The sequence below is a fragment of the Psychrobacter sp. AOP22-C1-C5 genome, assembly GCF_052378885.1.
GTDB lineage: Bacteria > Pseudomonadota > Gammaproteobacteria > Pseudomonadales > Moraxellaceae > Psychrobacter.
Genome location: NZ_JBQSYC010000001.1, coordinates 221,532 through 240,160, shown reverse-complemented (window position 1 = coordinate 240,160; position 18,629 = coordinate 221,532). Strand labels below are relative to the sequence as shown.

16 protein-coding genes and 1 tRNA gene are annotated in these 18,629 nt (G+C 43.3%); 13 read left to right on the top strand and 4 right to left on the bottom strand.

The window, feature by feature from the left end; genetic code table 11:
- Nucleotides 1-4: 4 nt before the first annotated feature.
- Complete coding sequence (gene dinB, locus ACT3TH_RS00925; RefSeq protein WP_444753981.1) at nucleotides 5-1,090, bottom strand: DNA polymerase IV; 1,086 nt, start codon at nucleotides 1,088-1,090, stop codon at nucleotides 5-7.
- Nucleotides 1,091-1,468: 378 nt separating this feature from the next.
- Here dinB and ACT3TH_RS00920 point away from each other — a divergent pair, with 378 nt between their 5' ends.
- The 5 genes from ACT3TH_RS00920 to ACT3TH_RS00900 all read left to right on the top strand — a co-directional run bounded on the left by ACT3TH_RS00920 (nucleotide 1,469) and on the right by ACT3TH_RS00900 (nucleotide 8,120).
- Complete coding sequence (locus ACT3TH_RS00920; protein ID WP_444753980.1) at nucleotides 1,469-2,833, top strand: aminotransferase-like domain-containing protein; 1,365 nt, start codon at nucleotides 1,469-1,471, stop codon at nucleotides 2,831-2,833.
- Nucleotides 2,834-3,343: 510 nt separating this feature from the next.
- Nucleotides 3,344-4,630 carry a hydroxymethylglutaryl-CoA reductase, degradative gene (locus ACT3TH_RS00915; RefSeq protein WP_444753979.1) on the top strand — a complete coding sequence of 429 codons (1,287 nt, stop codon included), beginning with the start codon at nucleotides 3,344-3,346 and terminating at the stop codon, nucleotides 4,628-4,630.
- A gap of 57 nt (nucleotides 4,631-4,687) precedes the next feature.
- Nucleotides 4,688-5,125 (top strand): hypothetical protein, encoded by a 438-nt coding sequence (locus ACT3TH_RS00910; RefSeq protein ID WP_444753978.1) that lies wholly within the window; start codon nucleotides 4,688-4,690, stop codon nucleotides 5,123-5,125.
- Nucleotides 5,126-5,208: 83 nt separating this feature from the next.
- Nucleotides 5,209-6,582: a tripartite tricarboxylate transporter permease gene (locus tag ACT3TH_RS00905; protein ID WP_444753977.1), complete on the top strand. Its 1,374-nt coding sequence runs from the start codon at nucleotides 5,209-5,211 to the stop codon at nucleotides 6,580-6,582.
- A 218-nt stretch (nucleotides 6,583-6,800) separates the two neighbouring features.
- Nucleotides 6,801-8,120 (top strand): short-chain fatty acid transporter, encoded by a 1,320-nt coding sequence (locus ACT3TH_RS00900; protein WP_444753976.1) that lies wholly within the window; start codon nucleotides 6,801-6,803, stop codon nucleotides 8,118-8,120.
- A gap of 157 nt (nucleotides 8,121-8,277) precedes the next feature.
- Here ACT3TH_RS00900 and ACT3TH_RS00895 read toward each other — a convergent pair.
- Both ACT3TH_RS00895 and ACT3TH_RS00890 read right to left on the bottom strand, forming a co-directional pair.
- Nucleotides 8,278-8,363: transfer RNA gene (locus ACT3TH_RS00895), tRNA-Leu, on the bottom strand.
- Between the two features lie 134 nt (nucleotides 8,364-8,497).
- Nucleotides 8,498-9,271, bottom strand: a complete 774-nt coding sequence (locus tag ACT3TH_RS00890) for a ferredoxin--NADP reductase (protein WP_201594848.1) — start codon at nucleotides 9,269-9,271, stop codon at nucleotides 8,498-8,500.
- Nucleotides 9,272-9,701: 430 nt separating this feature from the next.
- Here ACT3TH_RS00890 and tsaA point away from each other — a divergent pair, with 430 nt between their 5' ends.
- From tsaA to gspK, 8 genes are all read left to right on the top strand, one after another.
- Complete coding sequence (gene tsaA / locus ACT3TH_RS00885; RefSeq protein WP_444753975.1) at nucleotides 9,702-10,559, top strand: tRNA (N6-threonylcarbamoyladenosine(37)-N6)-methyltransferase TrmO; 858 nt, start codon at nucleotides 9,702-9,704, stop codon at nucleotides 10,557-10,559.
- Nucleotides 10,560-10,808: 249 nt separating this feature from the next.
- Nucleotides 10,809-12,596: a GspE/PulE family protein gene (locus ACT3TH_RS00880; RefSeq protein ID WP_444753974.1), complete on the top strand. Its 1,788-nt coding sequence runs from the start codon at nucleotides 10,809-10,811 to the stop codon at nucleotides 12,594-12,596.
- A 145-nt stretch (nucleotides 12,597-12,741) separates the two neighbouring features.
- Nucleotides 12,742-13,530: a TatD family hydrolase gene (locus ACT3TH_RS00875; RefSeq protein WP_444753973.1), complete on the top strand. Its 789-nt coding sequence runs from the start codon at nucleotides 12,742-12,744 to the stop codon at nucleotides 13,528-13,530.
- A 231-nt stretch (nucleotides 13,531-13,761) separates the two neighbouring features.
- Complete coding sequence (locus tag ACT3TH_RS00870) at nucleotides 13,762-14,445, top strand: TetR/AcrR family transcriptional regulator (RefSeq protein WP_444753972.1); 684 nt, start codon at nucleotides 13,762-13,764, stop codon at nucleotides 14,443-14,445.
- A 150-nt stretch (nucleotides 14,446-14,595) separates the two neighbouring features.
- Nucleotides 14,596-15,420, top strand: a complete 825-nt coding sequence (locus tag ACT3TH_RS00865) for a prepilin-type N-terminal cleavage/methylation domain-containing protein (RefSeq protein ID WP_444753971.1) — start codon at nucleotides 14,596-14,598, stop codon at nucleotides 15,418-15,420.
- Between the two features lie 3 nt (nucleotides 15,421-15,423).
- Nucleotides 15,424-15,897, top strand: coding sequence for a type II secretion system minor pseudopilin GspI (gspI, locus tag ACT3TH_RS00860; protein WP_444753970.1), 474 nt, complete (start codon nucleotides 15,424-15,426; stop codon nucleotides 15,895-15,897).
- A complete protein-coding gene (gene gspJ, locus ACT3TH_RS00855) occupies nucleotides 15,894-16,736 on the top strand; it encodes a type II secretion system minor pseudopilin GspJ (RefSeq protein ID WP_444753969.1) in 843 nt (280 codons plus the stop codon). Before gspI ends, gspJ begins: the two co-directional genes overlap by 4 nt.
- Before the next feature lie 84 nt (nucleotides 16,737-16,820).
- Nucleotides 16,821-17,927, top strand: coding sequence for a type II secretion system minor pseudopilin GspK (gspK, locus tag ACT3TH_RS00850; protein WP_444753968.1), 1,107 nt, complete (start codon nucleotides 16,821-16,823; stop codon nucleotides 17,925-17,927).
- Between the two features lie 21 nt (nucleotides 17,928-17,948).
- On the opposite strand, the gene ACT3TH_RS00845 is transcribed toward gspK, so the two are convergent.
- Nucleotides 17,949-18,629, bottom strand: a complete 681-nt coding sequence (locus ACT3TH_RS00845; RefSeq protein WP_346717542.1) for a TetR family transcriptional regulator — start codon at nucleotides 18,627-18,629, stop codon at nucleotides 17,949-17,951.

Below are 18,629 nucleotides of genomic sequence, written 5' to 3'. Positions count from 1 at the left end.
AATATTATTCAAATAAATTTAACTGAGGCAATAATTCTGTAGCGGGTGTGAGCGATGAAAAAGTAACACCGACAAGCCGAATTGGCAGCTGGCGTGGAATGTCCGAAAACAGTTTGTCCAACCAATAATGAGCAGATTTGGCACTATCAAAAGCAGTTGATAGTGTGTGTGAACGGGTGATTTGAGTAAAGTCTGCATATTTCACTTTTAGCGTAATGGTATAAGCTATAAGCTGTTTTTTTTGCATTTGATTAAATGCGTCCTCATTTTGCTCATAAATGTGTATTCGTAATTTGTCATCATCATTTAAATTATCTGCAAATGTGGTCTCCGAACCAACAGATTTATGGGTACGCTCTGATTTTACTGCACGCTCATCGCGACCATGCGCAATATCATGATAAAACTGTCCACGTTTGCCAAATTCTTGCACCAGTACAGCAGCTGGCGTGCGTCTAAGATCAGCACCATTATTCACTCCCATGGCGTGCAGACGCTGAGCCGTTGCTTTGCCAATACCGTGAAAACGCTCGATAGGTAAGGTGCTAATAAAAGCATCGGCATCTGCCGGTGTGATGATGGCGGTGCCGTTGGGCTTATTGATATCGGAGGCAATTTTGGCCAACATTTTATTAAATGAAACCCCAGCAGAGGCCGTTAAACCGGTATGTTCTAAGATTTGAGCTCTGAGCCAATTGGCCATGAGTGTGGCTGAGCCTTGATGAACTTGTAGACCTGTGACATCCAGATAAGCTTCATCCAATGATAATGGCTCAACATGAGGTGTTAGGCTATACATGATCTGACGAATGTCCTGACTGACCGCTCGATATACATCGAAGCGAGGTCTTACAAATATAACGTCTGGACAGCGTTTACGCGCTTCATAGCACGACATGGCAGAACGCACACCAAATTGACGCACCTCATAACTGGCTGCGGCCACAACGCCGCGACCGCTTGGATCGCCGCCGACCACCAATGGTTTGCCGCGCAGCTCAGGAAAGTCACGCTGCTCAACACTGGCGTAAAAAGCATCCATGTCTATGTGGATAATCTTACGAGGGCTTGGGGTTTTAGAAGTTGTCATGGTCTATATTTTACCTGACGCATAGCTTGGGTTCAGTATCAATTATTAGGTATCGCAACCAATATCATCCCATGTCTAAAAGCAGCATTTAAAAACAGTAATCACACACACATTTGATTAAGGTATGCTGCCATCACTTTTCAAGATAGGTGTAAGTTATTGTCAGTTTAATAGAAGATAAAGTTGGCGTGGCTGGGACAAGTTTTTTGACGCCTCTGTCGGCGTAGGCACAGCAAACAAAAAAATTGTCCCAGCCGCGTACTATAATGTGATGCTTTCATTTTATTTGGTATCGACGATATGCGGTATGGTCATTTGTCGCAGATAATAGACTACCAAATGTTATTACATGACGGATGTCCAAAGCGGAGTTTGCCTGTGAAAAAGTTCGAAGAAATCTGTCTATTGGTCATTGATGACATTAAGTCTGGTAGAAAAGAAGTGGGGGATAAAATACCGTCAATTCGAGCCATGTCAAAAAAATACAACGTGTCAAAAAACACGATAGTGAATGCTTACAATATTTTGTTGGAGCAGCAATGGATCAAGGCACTTCCTAAGTCAGGATTTTATGTGGGTAACGATTTATCCAATAAACAAACGCACAGTACGATGCTGGATTTAACCAATTTTTACAATGGTACTGATCTACTAGAACAACAGCTTGTTAATGAATACAACCACAAACCAGGTGAAGGCAGATATCCTAAAGAGTATATGGATAAATTAAAGCTCGACAGTTATTTGGGGCCATCAAACGAAGGAGACAAACCGTTATATCTTGATCATGGTTATGGTGACCCAGCTGGCAACAGCATGCTTCGAGAGCTAATTACCGACATACTCAAAAATCATGATCTTAGCATTGAATCTCAGAACTTATTAATGACGTATGGCACAAACCACAGTTTGGATTTGATCATCAGACACTTTTTAGATAAGGGGGATCATGTCATCGTAGAGTCGCCTGGCTATTACCCGCTATTTAGTAAGCTTGAATTAAATAACATCAACATGATGGCCATAAAAAGAACCAAATTCGGATTGGATGTTAATAACTTAGAGACGATCATTCAAAAAAATCATCCTAAAGTTTTATTTTTGCAGCCCTTTGCACATAATCCGACAGGGACAGATTTAACCATAGAAAACATGCAATCTATCAAGTCAATATGTCTGAAGCACAACGTCCTTATTGTTGAAGATGATCCTTTTTTGCTCATCAGAGACAAAGCTGCTAGTTATCTTTTCGCTGAAGACTCTCCTGTCATTTATTTAAGTAGTTTCTCGAAGACCGTGTCGGCGTCACTAAGGTGTGGGTTTATAGTCGCTTCTAAGCCTGTAATCAAATCACTCACACGGCTAAAAATGATCACAGTCATTAATACCTCGTCAATAACTGAGAATATTTTAAATCACTTAATCAGTAGTGATACTTTGCATCGTCATTTGCAAGCTCTCAAAACCCTGTCATACGAGAAGTCGGCTGACTCGATAAAAGCATTAAGTAAAGTCGATGGATTGGCGCTCTATCCTCATAACCCTAGTGGTCATTTCTTATGGTTTCGCATTCCAATGGATGACAAAAAAGTCGTTAGCGCCGCAAGAAAAAATAGTATTTTTATTGCACCAGGCAATCTGTTTTTTCCTTGCGAAAACACTTATTTTGCCTTAAGAATCAATAAATTCTATATCGATCAAACGACGGTTAACTTCATTGAAAAAGAGGTGTTCAATAGGTAATAGAAAAATTTTCATTATCAATAGTCTGAAGAGTAACGCTTTTTTACTATCGCCAGTTTTTAACAGCTTTTCATTTATATAACCCTTCTGCCTCATGCAACGTTCAACACAGTCTGCGAAACATTTATCCCAGCAGCTGCCATCGCAATCTCACTTTATCGCTTTTAACGTAAGTCGATTATACGTGTCTGTTTTGTCAAATCAATACACTCATTAGAGCAGTGAAGCTTAGCAAAAATGGGTACAGTTTTAGCTCAAAAAGCATTTCTGTACCCTTGGAAGAAACCTGTCCTCATGGTATTTCTATCATATAGTCAATTCAAAATAAAAGTGGTATATACGGTCATCGTGTTCTACTGGGATGAATTTTCCTCACTGGCTGTCCCGCGTGACAGACGTTTCGCAAAATTTATCCCAGTAGCACCGTACTTTTTTAAATGAATTAACGATAAATAGCTTCGCTAGCACTACTGCGGAAGTCTAAGGAATCACTTTACAGGACGTAATCTCATGGAAAAATCAACTTCTTCCTCAAGAATCTCTAGTTTTTACAAACTTGAACACCGTCAACGCCTAGACAAAATCGCTGAATTTTTGGGCGGCAGCGTATTCAGTCAACAGCACTTTTTAGACACAGGCAATACGGGTTTTCAGACCGTCGATAATATGATCGAGAACGCCATTGGCACCATGAATATACCCATTGGCGTGGCGACTAATATGATTATCGATGGTAAAGACAGGCTGATTCCTATGGCAACGGAGGAGTCTTCAGTGGTTGCCGCTGTTTGTAATGCTGCAAGACAATGTCGAGACACGGGCGGGTTTTTTACGCACACCTCTGAGCACATAATGATTGGTCAGATTCAATTGATTCATGTCATTAATCCTATGATTACCAAGCAAATCATCCTTGAAAATGAGCATGAGATTAAAAATATTTGTAACGAAGTCGATCCACTGTTGGTGAATTTAAAAGGCGGGTTCAAAGGGATGGAGGTCAGGGTCTTAGATGATGGTCATGAATATAACGTCATCGTCCATATTTTTGTGGATACCTGCGATGCTATGGGCGCAAATGCGGTCAATTCTATGGTCGAAGCATTGTCGCCCGTACTGGAGAGTTGGACGAAGGCCAAAGCCAACATGAGGATTCTATCAAACCTCGCAGACAAACGATTATCTATGGCAAGAGCCACGTGGCGAACTGAGGACATAGGCGGGGAAGTGGTCAGAGATGCGATGCTGTCCGCTTTTAGATTTGCAGATTCAGATCCTTATCGGGCAGCCACTCACAATAAAGGCATTATGAATGGCATATCAGCCGTTATTCTCGCGACAGGGAATGACACGCGTGCGATAGAAGCGGGCGCGCATGCGTATGCTTGTAAGACAGGTCGATACCGCAGCTTATCTAGTTGGGGCATCGATAAAGACGGTAATTTATGCGGCAGTTTGGAGCTGCCAATGGCCGTAGGATTGATTGGGGGGGCGACAAAGGTGCATCCAACGGCTCAGCAAAATTTAGCGATTCTCGATATCGATTCTGCAGACGAGCTGGCTCGGATTACTTGCGCAGTTGGATTGGCACAAAACTTTGCAGCGATGAAAGCTCTAGTCACCACAGGTATTCAAAAGGGTCATATGTCATTGCATGCAAAAAATATCGCAGTGATGGCAGGGGCGCAATCCAATGAAGTCGATCAGGTAACTGAAAGGCTTGTTCAGGGCGGCAAAATACGTATCGACGTGGCTGAGGAAATTTTGGCGAGCTTACGCAATAAAAATCGCATGTAAAAAGCGTTTATGGCTGGACATGCTAAATGGATCATGATGACAAGGATGAGCATCAATATGAACACGAATATGGAACGTTCAAACGACCACTTGGTCGAAGTATGGGGTGATACGGTTGATTTTAGGTCAATGCTACTCGCTATTGTGATTGGTAGCGTTGTGAGTACAGGAACCTTTTTGTTAGCCAAGTTCTTTCTGTCTTCTTTGTCAGGAGACACGACTCTACTCAATGGTTATGCAATGCTGATTGGTCTGGGCGGCTGCTTGCTCTCGGGCTTTATTTGCGTTGTTATGTTTAAACCAGCAAGGACTGTCATATCAAGTCAGGAGGACAATAGCGAAAACGTCAAAGCCTTTATTGTGGATTTGATAAAAGACGATCCGAATTACACCAGCGTCGATGATCTGCCGTCTGAGGTGAAAAAGGAGCTTGATTTATTACAACTGATGACAGTATTTCAAGAAGCGGAAGTCATAGCCAAGAAAAACCCCTAACTGTTTTTTCAGCATTTACATAAGAGCCATCAGCTAATGCACAAAGCCATTAGCTAAAAATACAGACTTCAAGGAAGAAGGCGATGTTACATGAAATTTTGATTCAGTTTTGGCCAGCGCTAATGTATGGCGTCGCAGGGGCCATTATTTTTTCGTTAATCGGCATGGTATCGGGGACCGATGAGACCGCAACCATGGTGCCGCTCACCTTGATGGTAATCATCATTGGTGCGCCGCCTGCCGCAGTTTTTACTTTTTGGATGGCGGGCGCAGTGTCGAAACATATGACGCATTCCATACCAACGGCGCTTTTGGGCATACCTGGTGATACGATGGCGACGCCTATGTTAGAGGAGGCTGACCTCTTAAGGAAATTGGGCATACCGCATATTGCGCTCAAAAAGATGATTTCAAGCTCGATCATATCAGCCTTTATTGCGGTGGTTGCTGCTGTCGGATTTGCCTTAGTACTAGCACCATTTGGCGATATCATTACTAAATTTGCCCCATGGATATTTTTGGTGGCAGCCATATTGATTGCTTATTTTTCTAAAGGTAAATGGGCATCCGTACTACTGCTTATTCCCTTTGTAACCTTTATATTGGCACTAAAGGCCTTTAATGGACAATATGATACCAGTCTTGGCGTTACTTTCTTTTTAGCCATTGCTATCGGCCCTTTGATCGCAGATTTATTTACCGTGATGAGTCCGTCGGGCAGAAAGGCGCAAGCTCGAGACAAGTATAATGAGGTGCAAGTCGCGCCAGATTTAAAGCTGTGGCAGGGTTATTTTCCTAATCCTTTTAAGATTTTAAACAAGACGCAGATTAAGTTTACGGCAATAACATCGCTCATCTCTAGCGCGACCTTTGTGTTCAGTCCAGTAGCCATGACTGTCATATTGGGCGAGTTCGTCGGTTCGCGTATCAAAAATACGTATCACAGATTGACGACGGTTTTGTCTTCCAAAAACGGCGTGACGGAATCGACTTATATTGCTGAAGCCTTGATTCCATTGATCGCTTTTGGTTTGCCGCTCAGTCCAGTTGCTGCTGGTCCTGCTGCGCCTTTATTCAACGCACCGCCTGTTTTTAATGTTGAAACTGCTGAGGTCGCTGGTAACAATTTGCACCATCTACTCAGTCCGATGGATTTTCTTTTCTACGGTCTATTATCGGTGATACTCGCCGCTATTATTGCCTATCCTTTTTCAATGAACTACGCCCGAAACGCTGCGTTATTTGTCGTCAGAAAAATCAGTCACGAAGCCATTATTGCTACCTTTATCGGCTTGATTTTGGTCATTAGTATCTGGGAAGGTGGATTGGTCGGGGTGTTTACCGTTTTAGGATTGGGGTTATTGGGTGGTCTATTGTCCAAGCACTTTTCGTTTAACACTGGCTGTCAATTCATGGGTTACTACGTTGCTGTATTGTCGATACCTGCGATTATTTGATGTTTAAGTGTTGATGAGTAATACACAAACAAACACTAACCTGACTCAGAAAATCTTATTTTTTGCTTTTAACCCTATGTGTTTTAATAAAAATTGGTAAGAGTAACAGTTATTTTCTGGTATAAAATCTATGTGAGTAAGTCGTTAAAGAGAGTGCCTTCATTTAGAGGTACTCTTTTTTGTTGAAAATATATATTTGGCTAAACAGGGAGTAAGACATGAAAGGGATTACACGTTTTTCGAACAGCTTGATGGAGAAGTATTTACCCGATCCGTTTTTGTTCGTCATTATCTTAACCGTTGTGATTTTTTTACTGGGTTTAGGGTTGACGGATTCTTCACCAGTGCAAATGGTTGCGTTCTGGGGTGAAGGGTTTTGGGCATTACTTGCATTCTCAATGCAGATGGTACTGGTACTCGTCACAGGCTTTGTACTGGCAAGCAGTCCCATATTTAAACAAGGCTTAGGTAAGCTTGCAAGTTTTGCAAATTCACCCAGTAGTGCGATCATTTCAGTAACCTTGGTGTCATTAGCAGCGAGTTGGATAAACTGGGGATTTGGCTTGGTGATTGGTGCGCTATTCGCCAAAGAGCTGGCAAAGCGCGTTGAAGGCGTTGATTACCGTTTGCTTATCGCTAGTGCATATTCTGGCTTTATCATTTGGCATGCTGGATTTTCTGGTTCAATTCCTTTATCGATTGCGACAGAAGGACATCCATTCGCTGACAAAATCGGTATCATTCCCACGAGTGCCACCATTTTTGCCAGTTACAACGTAATCATCGTTATCGCATTAGTAATTATCGTACCTCTACTTAATCGATTAATGATGCCAAAACCAGAGGACACGGTGACTGTCGATCCCAAGCTTTTGGTTGATCCAGTTGTGGAGGCAGTGCCAGAAAAAGCGGACATGACACCAGCTGAGCGTTTAGAAAACAGCTGGCTTTTATCAATGGTCATAGGTGCAATGGGCATTGCCTTTATTGTTTACTATTTTGTGCAAAACGGATTTGCGTTGACGCTCGACTTGGTCAACTTTATGTTTTTATTCCTCGGTATCTTATTTCACGGAACGCCGCGTAAGTATTTGATTGCCGTTCAAGAAGCGGTTAAAGGCGCAGGCGCTATCATCGTTCAGTTTCCATTTTATGCAGGTATTATGGGCATGATGACAGCGTCTGGTTTGGCAGCCATCATGTCAGAGGCGTTCGTTAACATTTCGACGGCGGAAACACTTCCCCTTTTTGCATTCTTGAGTGCTGGACTTGTCAACTTCTTTGTACCTTCAGGGGGCGGACAATGGGCGGTACAAGCACCAATTATGTTAGAAGCAGCAGAAATGTTAGGCAGTGATCCAGCTAAAGTGGCTATGGCGGTTGCATGGGGTGATGCATGGACCAATATGATTCAACCGTTTTGGGCGCTACCAGCACTGGCAATCGCAGGACTCAAAGCCAAAGACATCATGGGTTTTTGTGTCATTGTTTTGTTTGTCAGCGGTATCGTGATTGGTTTGGGATTGTTGTTCTTATAAATAGAGTTTAAAGATCAAAGCCTCGCCTTTATGGGTGAGGCTTTTCTACGCCTAAAAATCTGGAAAAGATTACTGTGTGATTACTTTTTTAAAATAGTATTAAATCGTAGGCAATAAAAAAGGCTTACATAATGCTGTAAGCCTTAGTTAATATAAATGGTACCAGTGGTCGGACTCGAACCGACACGCTTTAAAGGCAACGGATTTTGAATCCGTCATGTCTACCAATTCCATCACACTGGCATGTAAGGTGATAATCTCTATTAAATAGATATTATCGAATTGGGCTACAGGGTTAACTCTGTATAGGCTGCGTATTATAGCAGCCTATTTTTAGCCGTCAAGAATTATTTACTATAATTCTTGATTAAATTTCTCTATCCGACAAAAGCACGCTCAACGGCATAATCTGCTTGTACACCCATACGCGGTGAAACCGTCAAGCCGAAATCATCCAAAATCGCTGAGACTTCTGCGTTAAAAGGCATGCTGCCACATATCATGACACGATCATCGTCTTTGTTAATAGGCGGTAAGCCAATGTCTTCAAACAATTTGCCTGATTTCATCAAATCAGTTACACGGCCTTGATTTCTAAATTCTTCACGAGTAACGGTCGGGTAGTAAATGAATTTTTCACGATACCATTCTCCAAAGATTTCGTCATTGGGTAGCTCGTTTTCAAACATATCACGATAAGCCAAGTCTTCTGCATGGCGTACACCGTGTACCAAAATAATTTTTTCAAAACGCTCATAAACTTCAGGATCACGCGCCAACGCTAAAAACGGCGCCATGCCAGTGCCTGTCGAAAGCATATAGAGGTGTTTGCCCGGTAGCAGATCGTCTAGTACGAGTGTCCCTGTTGGTTTTTTGCTGACCAACAACTCATCGCCGACTTTAATATGCTGCAAGCGTGAAGTTAAGGGACCATCTGGCACTTTGATAGAGAAGAATTCTAAATGGTCTTCATAGTTAGGGCTAGCAATCGAGTAAGCACGCAATAGAGGCCTGCCATCGACAACGATTCCAATCATCGCAAACTCGCCATTACGAAAACGTAAGCCGTCATCACGAGTGGTTTTGATGCTAAATAGAGAGTCATTCCAATGATGAACCTCTGTGACCGTTTCGGTGCGAAGTTTTGACATAAAGTCCTCGTTATTAAGTTGCTATCTGTGTCGTTAAGTTTAAATAAGTATTAAATCAACATTTTCAATGGTAAATTAAAAACGTATTAGAGCATTGATGCTTATCTAAATTGTTGTTGTTAAAACATCAATTTTGCAAGCGCTAGATAATGACATGTATTCATTAACTAAAAACTGAGCGCTATTCTAACATTTTATTCGGTAGTTATAAGTACGTAGAGATGCCTTAAAAGTCTATAAAAAAGTGCGATAGCGTATGCATTTAAAAGGCTGTCATCGAATTGCTCGCTCATCATATCAAACTTTAAAATAAAAATCCGTCCAGCAGCGACTATGTGGCATGATAAAATGGAATATCGTTAGCGAGTAATTTTGTAAGATTAGACAGATCTGTTTTTTAAGAGCAGCTTGTCATTATTGGAGTTGGTCTATGTCTGGTGAAAATGCGCCTCAAGATAATCATCATCCTGTGCCAATTATTGGCTACCATCGTGCGCCGCTAACGCAAAAATTTGGTGCGCCAAGACAGCCCAATCTGGTGGCATTGACCAGTGTCATCGAAATGCTAGTGCCTTATGATACGCCAGCGGCCTTTGTCGGTTTAGAAGCATTCAGTCACATTTGGGTCAGTTGGCAGTTTCATCAAAACTATATCAATAAGGAAAATTCCGTCAATAAAGCAGATAGCAGTTTTCGCCCGCAAGTACGACCACCAAGACTGGGTGGCAATCAAAAGATAGGCGTATTTGCCAGTCGTAGTATGTATCGACCTTCATCGTTGGGATTGTCTGTCGTTAAGCTTGAACGTATTGAAGTCGTACAAGGGCGCGTGTTATTAGTTATTAGCGGCGCAGACATGATCGATGCTACGCCAATTGTCGATATCAAACCTTATGTTGCCTACAGTGATGCTATCGCCCACGCAGAGAGTGGCTTTGCTCCAGCTGCTCCTATATTGTTAGAAGTGACGATTACTGAAGTGGCTTATGGTCAATTTATAAGTTTGATTGATGTAGAAAAGTCTAACGAAAATAGTGATAAAAGCGGCAATAAGAATATCGGCACAGAACCTGCTACGGTAGCTGCATTTATACACAACATACAAAACGAATTGCTCGTCTCGGATATCGATGTTATTAAATCGTTAATCGGGCAAGACCCGCGTCCAGCCTATCGTCGTAATGACAAAAAAACGTCGTTTGTGATGCGCTACAAATCGGTAGATATCACCTTCCAGTTGATAGAGTCAGGACAATTACAGATAATCGCCATTGTGGACATGAGTTAACTGCGTAGGTTTTAGTTTGGTACGAATTTCCAAATGAATGTATAGTCGATACTACATAAAATTGATACACAATATTATGATGCGAGACTGAGATAAATTTTTCTTGCTTGCTGTGCCTTCGCAGACAGAGGCTACAAAAAATTTATCCCAGTCTTGTTGACTCTCTTTTTTGGCGACCTGATTATACCAACGAAACTGTATTTTAAGAGACAATATTTCAATTTTCACCAATTATAAAAGAAGAAAAATATGTCTGCCCAGAAGTATTCGATAGTGATTGATTTGCGTTGGTGCCTAGATGAATTACTGGCAGATAAAGTAATCGATCAACGTGGCTACAATCTAGTGATTACGAGCCGTCGTGACAAAGCGCAGCATCCATTAATTACTATTAGTGAGTTTGGCTTACCGAATGGCCATGCCCTTGATCAAAACCCTGAGACTAAATTAACGCTAGCGTGGCTGAATCAATGGCTGGCTAGCAAGGCAAATATGTCGCTCGTCCGTATTGATCCATTGAAAGTCGATGTCCCAGCAGTCACACAGCTGATGTCCTTTGAATATGCACGCTTGCAGCATATTTTGCCAGTTGAAGTGAAGGTTGATGAAGTGGTCATTGGTACAGACCAGCCGTTTTATACTGACTGGCAGGCAAGTATCGAAAAGCTGATAAAATCTAAAAGCTATCGTACGGTTTATATCAGCCCTGACCAGATCAGCCGCTACCGACGAGAGTTTTATCAGGTCACGCAAGCGATAGCTGGCGCAAATAGTGTCCATAAACGCGCAGCAGCGGACGTCACTAATGTCGAAGCATTACTGCAACTGGGTGACAATACCAATCCTGATGCCAATGACCAGCATATCGTCAGAGTCGTCGACTGGTTATTGCAATATGCCTTTGAGCAGCGTGCCAGCGATATTCATCTAGAGCCACGCCGTGAGACAGGTAAGGTGCGCTTTCGGATCGATGGCGTGCTGCATACCGTTTATGAGATGCCTTTGGCAATCATAGTGGCGGTAACCGCGCGTATCAAAATCTTGGGACGACTTAATGTTGCAGAAAAACGAAAACCGCAAGATGGTCGCCTAAAAACTCGCACCCCAAAAGGGCTAGAGACTGAGCTGCGACTGTCCACGATGCCGACCGCTTTTGGAGAAAAGTTGGTCATGCGTGTGTTTGACCCTGAAGTGCTAGTGCGCTCCTTTGCTCAACTCGGTTTGTCTGGCAAGCAGCTTGAAACGTGGCACGAATTGACTGCTAATCCTAATGGGATCATTCTCGTTACAGGGCCAACTGGCTCAGGTAAAACCACCACGCTATATAGTACGCTCAAACAGCTGGCCACCGAGCAAGTCAATGTTTGTACCATTGAAGATCCTATCGAGATGATTGAGCCAGCTTTCAATCAAATGCAGGTCAATCCTGGCGTAGACTTACATTTCGCTGATGGTATACGCTCACTGATGCGCCAAGATCCGGACATCATTATGGTCGGGGAGATTCGCGATGCCGAAACGGCAAATATGGCCGTGCAAGCCTCGCTGACAGGGCACTTGGTACTATCAACATTACATACTAATGATGCGCCAAGCTCTTTAACTCGTCTGCATGATTTGGGTATTCAGCCGTTTTTGACGTCAGCGACCATACTGGGCGTGATGGCACAGCGCTTATTACGAACACTCTGTCCGCATTGTAAAAAAGCAATTGATGTGATGCCAGATAGCGAGATTGCCGTTCAATGGCAGGAGTTGGTACAACCGTGGCGTGCGTCAGTGCCAGCACAAATTTATACAGCACAGGGCTGCGAGCATTGTCGCCACACAGGTTATCAAGGCCGCGTTGGCCTATATGAGATCATGCCGTTATCAAATGAGTTAAAAAAACTGGTCGCCGCTGATGCGAGTTTAGACGTACTAAAACAACAGGCGTACCGAGAAGGAGTGCAACCACTTCGCTTGTCTGGAGCGAAGCGTATTAGTGAAGGGGTGACGACTATAGAAGAGGTAATGCGAGTCGTGCCACTGCATTAGGTTTAGGTATTTATTGGCTATATTATATAGTAGTAGCATATTTCAAGAATAAGAGCTTCTAAGCCACTTGAAAACAGCCTTCTTTAGAGCAATAAACATTAATACGAATTTAAATTCTTGACTCAATTTTTTAACGAGATCGCTTATGTTTACTGATAGTCACTGTCATCTTAACCGTTTGGATTTAACGAAGTACGATGGTCAATTGTCCGGCGCGATTGCCGCTATGAAAGAAGCCAACGTCAGCCGTGCAATGGCCATCATGTGTGATTTTGATGAGTATGATGAGATTGCCAAAATTGTTAGTACTTATGGTGATGAGACGCTCAACTTGGGAATGAGTGTGGGCATACATCCTTGTGAGGACATCAGTGTCTTACGATCAGCCACCGTCGAGCGGCTGATAGACACAGCCAGTGCCGATCATGTATGGGCAATAGGGGAGACAGGGCTAGATTATTACTGGTCAACTGAGAATAAAAAAGAGCAGCAAGACAGCCTTGCTCGTCATATTCACGCCAGCCAAAGCCTAAAAAAACCGCTCGTGATACATATGCGTGATGCCAAAGAAGATACGATTGATATCTTAAAAAGCGAAGGCGCTGAGCATGGCATTATCCATTGCTTTACCGAAGACTGGGATACCGCAAAACGCGCGTTAGATCTAGGGTTTTATATCTCATTTTCAGGTATTGTCAGCTTTAAGAGTGCACAAAATATCAAAGATGCCGCGCAAAAAATGCCCAAAGACAGAATACTTATCGAAACTGACAGTCCTTATTTAGCGCCTGTACCGAAACGCGGTAGACCCAATGAGCCTGCATATGTACCCTTTGTGGCAAGTTGTATCGCAGATATGTATGGCTGTAGTGCAGATGAAGTGGGCGCGCTGACTGCAAAAAACTTTGAAAATTTACTGGCACAGTATCACTAAAATGGTTATGCTATGACCACTCAGTCATTTATTAGCTAGCGGTATGGTTTTAGGTGTTAAGCCATTCAAATGCTTAGTATAACTATATGATATTAATAATTATTTAGCAAACGTAAGCATACTTTCTATTGTGGTTTTGAACCGTCTTCGCATAGTCTCATACTTTTGTTGCCGACGCTCTGACATAAACAATAGTCGTATGCTGAATCTTGTCAGTTTTTAGGAGAGATTATGAGTCGTCAGCATCAGTTCAAATCACGAGAAGAGAATATCTTAGCGATGGCAGAGCAACTGTTACTCGAGTCAGGCGATGGTGATATCACCTTAGACAGTTTGGCTGACCAGCTAGATTTGGCTAAGGGGACACTATATAAGCATTTCTCCAGTAAAGATGAGCTTTATTTGCGTATTATTATTCGCTATGAAGAGCAGTTGTTTGAGATCAATCGCATTGATGACTGCCCGTCAGCTGGTGTTGCTCGAATGATTTTTCAGCAGCTGTTCAATCCACAAAAAGCGATGCTACTTAATCAAATTGAAGAACGCTTGGCCGCCTCGGTGACAGGTCTTAATCGCTTATTTGGTGAGCTGTATGATATTCGCCGTCAACGTATGAAACGTTTGATTGATATTATCAGTGCTTATCTAAAGGATGAGCACAGTAGTCTGAGCACTCGCGATTATCTGTCTTCTATATGGGCCATGGGTCAAGGCGGTGCAGGTCTATTAAATTCAAGCTTTTATCAGCGCTATTTGGGTCGCCGTGATACCTTGCGCTATGCATTTGTGCAGCAAATGCTTGAGTTGCCGAGTCATTATCCTGCCGATGAAGAGGTGGTAATGGATGAAGACATGCAGGAGCTTGTAGAGCAGATAGATACTGAGTCAGAAGAGCATCGCAATGCAAATTATTAACGTGTCTCTCAGGCGGTTGATGTCTTAAATAGATGTTTAAAAATTGTGTTGTCATACGCTATATGGCGACACATCCAAGCTTGTTTTTCTACGGCATCCATTCCATTTTACATACGACAACCTACTTATTTATAGGCTTACAGGTGCAATATGCCGGTCACTGTCAAGGCTCAGTCCAGCTCATCGGCCATTTGTTACGTAGGCTCAGCCCATAAAGATTTACTGTCCAATAGGACAAGTATTCAGTCATTATGTCGTTCTTGCGGCAGTGATAACCTTTCGTTAAAACCCCCTTGTTTATGCCCTCCTAATTTTTCAAAATTTTCTCAAACGCAAACGGGTTTTACCCTCGTTGAAATCGTAGTCGTGGTGGTCATCCTGTCCATATTTGCTGGCATGATGAGCTTGTCGGTTGGTAGCAGTGAGTCCCGCAAAAACCGTGCCTTTTATGAGCATCTTACTGATTCATTGGGTTACGTTCGACTGCTATCTGCTGAGCGTATGCAACCAATGGGTTTGAGCTTACAGGCGGATAAACAAGGCCAAGTAGTACCTGTAATCGTCACCTTATCTAATCCCTATGTTGCCTATCAAACTGTAGATAAGACGCCACATAGTATGGACAGCCAGCCTAAAAATGCCATGGAGTTGTCTGCGGATCTGACTCGTATGTCAAATACGATTGACGATCAGAAGCCCACACCGAGCTGGGAGGTCGAGCCAGAAGTCAGCTTGCCCGAACTGCCTGCTGGTGTTAGCTTAAGGGTACAAAGCTTGGCATCTGGTAGCTCATCTACTGCTGAACAAAGACAGCTACAACCATGGTTTGCCGATCAAACGGTGCCACAGGTCTTGTGGTTTGGTACTGGGCAAGCCGCTCCCGTGACCATTGAGGTGATTCATAACTCACGATTGGTGGGTGAGGTGATTACGATTATGCCCGATGGCAGTATGACGATAGACCAGGGGTCATAACAGATGACTGTTTTTTCCAAATCACTTACTACTGGGGCCAAACCTGCGTCTTCTATGTCTAAGCGCGAAAAAGGCTTTACCTTAATTGAGGTAATGGTTGCTTTAGCTATTTTGGCAGTGGTCGCTGTCGCTGCCAGCCGTGCGAGTAGTGCTTATCTAAGCTCTGTCGACGTATTACGTACTCGTACGCTAGCACACTTTGTTGCTCAGAATGCAGCCGCTGACTTGCGTATCCAAGATACATGGCTGACGGCAAATCGCACTCAAACTATCAATGCTCAAGGCCGTGACTGGCAAGTAGTAATGACAGTCAGTGATGCCATCACACCTGCACTAAAAAAAGTGAACATTGCCATCGCTCCTATTATAGAGGGTCAGACGCGTCCTGTAGTGACGGATATTGATGTACTGTTAAGCAATAGCAAGCAAGAGATTGGCAGTTTGGATTTAGGTAGTGTGGAGGGAGGTAATCCGTGAGGCAACAGCGTGGATTTACACTACTTGAGCTGATGGTTGCCATGGCCATATTTGCAATGCTAGCGGTGGCGGGCTGGCAGGTGTTTGATGGCGTCAATCGCGCTCGTGAACGAGCACAATTCCATGCTGATCATTTAGCAGTATTGCAATATGCCTATTTGCAATTGCAGCAGGATATGGGTCAAATCATTCCTTACCAAGCAGCTGGTATTGAAGGAGAAGGTATTGCAAATGATCCTATTAATGACGGCAACCAAACAAATCAGATAGCGCCTAAGCCTTTTATGAGCTTAGACGGTGAGCATATCAGTTTTATGCGTTTTGCCGATCCTGATCCGCGTTATCAAAGCAGTGCTAGCATACAGCACATCGAATACGTGTTTGTGGATGAGCGCTTAATTCGACGTCAATACACCAGTATCAATGGCGAGCGTGATGGCGTGAGCTTAGATAGCGTTTTGCTCGAAGGCATCACGGCTGGGCGCTGGCAAGCCTATTTACCAGAATTGAGCGCCAAATTTCCTAAAGAAGATAGTAGTAATAATACGAATAGAACCTCTGGACAAACGGCTGGTATCGCAGGCGCACAGATTGGCTCCGACACGCCGTTATTACCCAAAGGAGTTGCGTTGAGTTTTACTCATGAAGACATGCCTATCACTTGGCAATGGGCACTGACTCCGCAACCGATACCGCGTCTTAGTAGTCAAAATGTTCCTAATGGCAATGGCGACAACAGTAACAGCGATAATGCTAGTAATAACGGGTCGAACGACAGCAGTAATGACAATGGCAATAGTAGTGATACCGCTAATAATGATGTGGCAAACGATGATTGAGAAAGCAGTAGCAATTAAAAAGGCAGCCTTTATAAAAAAGGCAGTACCAAAAAAGTGTCACACGGTCGATAATTCAGGCTATTTATGTCAATGACAGCGCAGTCTCAGCGCGGCGTTGCGCTGCTCACGATCTTATTATTGGTGGTCAGTATTACTGTGGTTGCAGGGGCGATGCTGGCAAGCCAAAAAATTGCCATTAGGCGTAGTGGTTTATTGTTTGATCAAGACCAGTTATTGCAAGATATCAACGCAGGTCAGCAGTTGGCCATCACGATGATTCGTGCTGATGATAAGTTAAACGATACGGACAGTGAGCATGATATTTGGGCGCAGCCCATACCGCCTTATAGCCTAGGTACGCATAGTATTGCCATCGAATTACGTGATGAAGCTAGCCGTTTTAACATCAATAACCTATATCAAAATGGTGCAGTTGATACTGCCGCGTTGGCCGTATTTCAAAGGCTTTTGACTCAATTGAATGTAGAACCTGAAATTGCCATCGCGGTACTTGATTATCAAGATACGGACGGTGAAGTGCATGAAGATGGCGGCAACGAAAGTACAGTTTATGCTGAGCAGTTGAATGCTACTGGAAGTAAAGCCTTGCCAAATCAGCCGTTTTTAAGTATCGAGCAGTTGCAAGACGTTCAAGGCGTCACGGCTGAGGTATTAACCACACTACGCCCTTACATTACGGTAGCCCCTTATTATCTGCCTATTAACGTCAATACTGCCAGCCCTGTTATATTAGCTGCACTCGTAGACAGCGCTACTAGCGAGCAAATGCAAGGACTTGTTGAGATGAGATCTAAGCAGGCGCTTGCGTCTGTTGATGATGTGTGGCAGTTGCCAGTCTTAAGCAGTGTTGAGGAAACGAAGCGCAAAGAGCTTACGCCATTATTGGCAGTGGACAGTCAAGCATTTCTAGCGCTGATTACTGCAACTGACAATGCGAGTGTTGAGGTAAATGCCAGTCAAGCAAGGCAGCGTTTTGCCACAGTATTGATTCGCAAAACACCTATTGATAATAATGAGACGGTAAATAACAGTAATGCTAATAACGGTAGCCCCAACAACAGCCCTAACAGTAATAATTCTAATCCCAGTAATGCTGCGGGAAATGATAAAAAGCCCAAAGACGTGAAAGTAGTGACGCAGCGCCTTTGGGCTTTTCGACCCAACTTTTAAATAGTGTTTAAGAATTGATTTTTAATCTTTTAAGCGCGTCTCTTCGCTCGACTTCCAGTTGTAGGCGCCATAAAACAGCATTTGCGCTTGGCGGGTACAGTTGTGAAGCATAAGCTGCTTGTTTTCTTCAATCACATTTAAATCAATCTCATCGTCATGATCTTCAGTGTAAGTCAATTCTAGCCAATCGATGATCCAAGAAAAGAACATATTGACGCCAGCCTCAGCCAATAAGCGACGGTCATAAGTATTGATGTGCGTAAATGCGGGCTGTAAGGCAAGATCTTCAGCTAAGCTGTGCGCGTGCTTTTTGACCAACTCATTAATGGCTTTACGCACGGCTTCTGAACCGCCATAACGCTCACTGACCAAAAACTGCCAGTAATAAGGCTGATCGCTGACCATGTACAAAAACAGCTGAATGCTCTTAGCAATTTGGCGATCGAAGCTGCGTTTGCGGCCGATTTGCAAGCTATCACTTAATATGGCAAGTGTACCGCCCAGCTCTTCTACCACCAAGGCGCGACCAAGTGACTCCATGTCATCGAAATGTCGATAAAACGCAGTCGGCACAACGCCCACTTCACGGGTTACCTGTCTGAGGCTAATAGAGCTAAAAGACTGCCCTGTCATACATAAATCAAGCACTGCATTAAAAAAGGCGTGCCGAGTCTGTAGTTTCTTTTGTTCGCGACTGCTCAT